Annotated in this window: 2 protein-coding genes; one reads left to right on the top strand and one right to left on the bottom strand. The window is 73.3% G+C overall.

The features are described from left to right. Window positions 1–795, top strand: a 795-nt coding sequence (locus tag A5695_RS12415) for an AMP-binding protein (RefSeq protein ID WP_156749607.1), incomplete at its 5' end; no start/stop codon positions are given. An 11-nt stretch (window positions 796–806) separates the two neighbouring features. Here the strand turns inward: A5695_RS12415 and A5695_RS12410 are convergent. Then, window positions 807–3,438 (bottom strand): cation-translocating P-type ATPase (locus A5695_RS12410; RefSeq protein WP_156749606.1); only part of this gene is annotated, 2,632 nt, incomplete at its 5' end.

The following is a 3,438-nucleotide window of genomic DNA, read 5'->3' as shown; positions in this document are numbered from 1 at the left end:
GCCGAGGCCGCACTCGCGCAGGCGTCGCTGCATCGCGCCGACGCGTTCACCGCCGTGCCGGTGGTGCTCGCCCGCATCCTCGCCCTGCCCGACCGGGTGCGCGCGCGCAACCCGGTGCCGTACCTGCGGGTCGTGATGTCGAGCGGCGACCGGCTCGACCCCACCCTCGGGCAGCGGTTCATGGACGCCTACGGCGAGATCCTCTACAACGGTTACGGTTCCACCGAGGTCGGCATCGGCGCCCTGGCGACACCGGCCGAGTTGCGCGAAGCGCCCGAGACCGTCGGGCGACCGGTCGCCGGCTGCCCGGTGCGCATCCTCGACAAGACCGGCAGGCCCGTGGGGCCGCGCGTCACCGGGCGCATCTTCGTCGGTGGCGAACTCGCGAGCGAGGGCTACACCGGGGGCGGGGCCAAGGCTGTCGTCGACGGCATGACCAGCACCGGCGACATGGGCTACCTCGACAACGAGGGCCGGCTCTACATCGTCGGCCGCGAGGACGACATGATCATCTCCGGCGGCGAGAACGTCTACCCGCGCGCGGTCGAGAACGCGCTCGCCCAGCACCCCGCGATCGCCGACAACGCGGTCATCGGCGTTCCCGACGACAAGTTCGGCCACCGACTGGCCGCGTTCGTGGTGCTGCAGCCGGGCAGTGACACCGATGAGGCGGCGTTGCGGGAGTACCTCAAGGGCAAAGTCTCGCGATTCGAGCAGCCCCGGGACATCAACCTCGTCGCCAGCATCCCGCGCAATCCGGCGGGCAAGGTGGTGCGCAAGGAGCTGTCCGGCTAGCGGCGAAAGCCTCAGTCCTGCTTCGGTTCCAGCGCGGCGACCCGCTGCGCCAGCCAGTTGGGCGCCAGCACCGAGACGACCGTGGCTCCCGCGGTCGCGCCGATGACGCCGGTCCAGGCAACCGGGCCCAACGGTGTGCAGCCGAAGAAGTGGCTGACGCCGGGGGTTTGGACGATGGCGACCAGGACGCCCGCGCTGCCCAGCGCCGTGCCCAGCACCAGAGGGCTGTGGCGGCGCGTCAGCAGGGTCTGCGCGAGCTGCGTGGTCACCAGCGCGGTGAGCCCCATGGTCGAGGTGCGGCGTTCGGTGCCCGGCGTCCAGCGACCGATGGCCCAGGCCGCCGTCGCACCCGCGGCCGTGACGGCGCCCCGGGTGACGATCTGCCGCATCAGCGGCGCGTCTAGGGAGGGCGAAGGCCCGGAGAGCGTCGCCAGCTGGAAGGCGCGGTGGAGCTCCTCGGCATCGCGGTCGACGCCGTCTTCGGCCTCTTCGGGCTCGGGGTACTGCGGGGTGACGGCGACCGCGAGCGCGGGGAACATGTCGGTGAGCAGGTTCACCAGCAGCAGCTGGCGGGTGCCCACCGGCGCCCGGCCGGTGCCCAGTGCGGTCCCGATCAGGGTGAACAGCACTTCGCCGACATTGCCGCCGACCAGAATGCTCACCGCGTCGCGTACCCCGCCCCACATGCCGCGGCCCTCGACCAGCGCGTCGAGCAGCACACCCAGATCGTTGTCGGTCAACACGATGTCCGCGGCGCCGCGGGCGGCGGACGAACCGCGACCGCTCACGCCGATGCCCACGTCGGCCATCCGGATGGCGGCCGCGTCGTTGGCCCCGTCGCCGACCATGGCGACCGCCTGCCCGCAGTCCTGCAGCGCCGCGACGATCTGCACCTTTTGCTCCGGGCTGACGCGGGCGAAGACCTGGACGTCGGCGGCGACCTTGGCGCGGTCCTCCTCACCGAAGGCGGCGAGCTCGGCGCCGGTGATCTCGCGCGCGTCCGCGGGCAACCCGAGTTGCCGGGCGATCGCCCGGGCGGTCACTGGGTGGTCGCCGGTGATCAGCACCACCCGCCGGCCGGCCTGCACCAGCGCCTCGATCAGCGGCCGTGCCGACGCGCGGGCCGTGTCGGCCAGCCCGACGTAGCCGAGCAGCTCGAGCTCGTGCGCCGCGGCGTCCACGGCGTCGACGTCGGTGTCGTCCTCGCTGGTCCCATGCTCCCACCGGCGCTGCGCCACCGCCAGGACCCGCAGGCCCTGCTCGGCCAGGCGCAACACCAACGCCTCGGCATGGTCCGGTCCGCCGTCCGCATCGGCGAAGCGGCAGCGCGGCAAGACCTCCTCCGGTGCGCCTTTGAGCATCAGCATCGGGCCGCCGTTCCCACCGGTCACGCCGATCGCCGCCGAATACCCGCGGCTGGATTCGAACGGCACGTCGGCGAGCACGGTCCAATCCGAGGCCCACTGCGCGTCAACGGAATTCGCGGCGTTGAGGATCGCCTCGTCGGTGGCATGCGCGTGGCCGCCGCCATTGTGCGGCTGGGTGCTGCTGCGTGCGGCGGCCCGCAACACCGTGACGGACTCCGGGGCGGTGACCTCGGGGAACGCGCCGTCCGCGGTGGCGTCGTGCGGGATGCCGCGCACGACGCGCAGGCGGTTCTCGGTGAGCGTGCCGGTCTTGTCGAAGCACACGGTTTCCACCCGGCCCAGGGCCTCGACCGCCCGCGGCGTGCGGACGAGGACGCCACGGCGCGACAACCGCTGGGCGGCGGCCAGTTGGGCCAGGGTGGCCACCAGCGGCAGGCCCTCGGGGACGGCGGCCACGGCGATGGCCACCCCGTCCGCGACGGCCTGGCGCAGCGATCCCTGGTGCAGCAGGGCCAACGCGGTGACCGCCGCGCCGCCGGCCAGGGTCAGCGGCAAAACCTTGCTGGTTAACTCCCGCAACCGGGCCTGCACCCCGGCCGCCGACTCTACGTCGGCGATGGCCGAGATCGCGCGCTGCGCGGCGGTGCCGGCACCGGTCGCCACAACGATCGCCCGGGCGTGCCCGGCGACGATGGTGCTGCCCTCGAACAACATGCTGGCGCGGTCGGAGTCGGCGACGGCGACCGGCTCGACCTGCTTGTCCACCGGCAGCGACTCGCCGGTGAGGAAGGACTCGTCGACTTCGAGGTCCTCGGCCACCAGCAGGCGCGCGTCCGCCGGCACGACCTCCGGGGCGGCCAGGTCGATGATGTCGCCGGGCCGCAGCGACTTCGCGCTCACCGACACCGTCCGCTCGACCGTGCGGGCGGCCTCCAGCCGGCGGTGCGTGGTGGCGACTGCGGGCAGAACCACGCGCCGGGCGTACTGGTCCTGCTCGGCGAACAGCTCGGCGACGGCGGCTTCGGCACGCAACCGCTGCACGCCACCCGCGACCGCGTTCGCGGTCATCACGCCCGCTACCAGCAACGCGTCGACGCTGCTTCCGACGATCGCCGAGGCTGCCGCACCCACGGCCAGGATGGGCGTCAGCGGATCAGCCAGTTCCGCGCGGGTCGCGGTGAGCAGCCGCCCCACGCGGGTCGCCGGCCCGCGCAGCGGCGCGACAATCGGGTTGTAGGACAGGTCGTCGAGGAGCTGCCGCCAGGGCGCGACGCCG

Source organism: Mycobacterium sp. E1747, from assembly GCF_001667775.1.
Lineage (GTDB): Bacteria > Actinomycetota > Actinomycetes > Mycobacteriales > Mycobacteriaceae > Mycobacterium.
The sequence above is the reverse complement of the archived record's forward strand: the minus strand, read 5'-3'. Positions and strand labels throughout refer to the sequence as shown.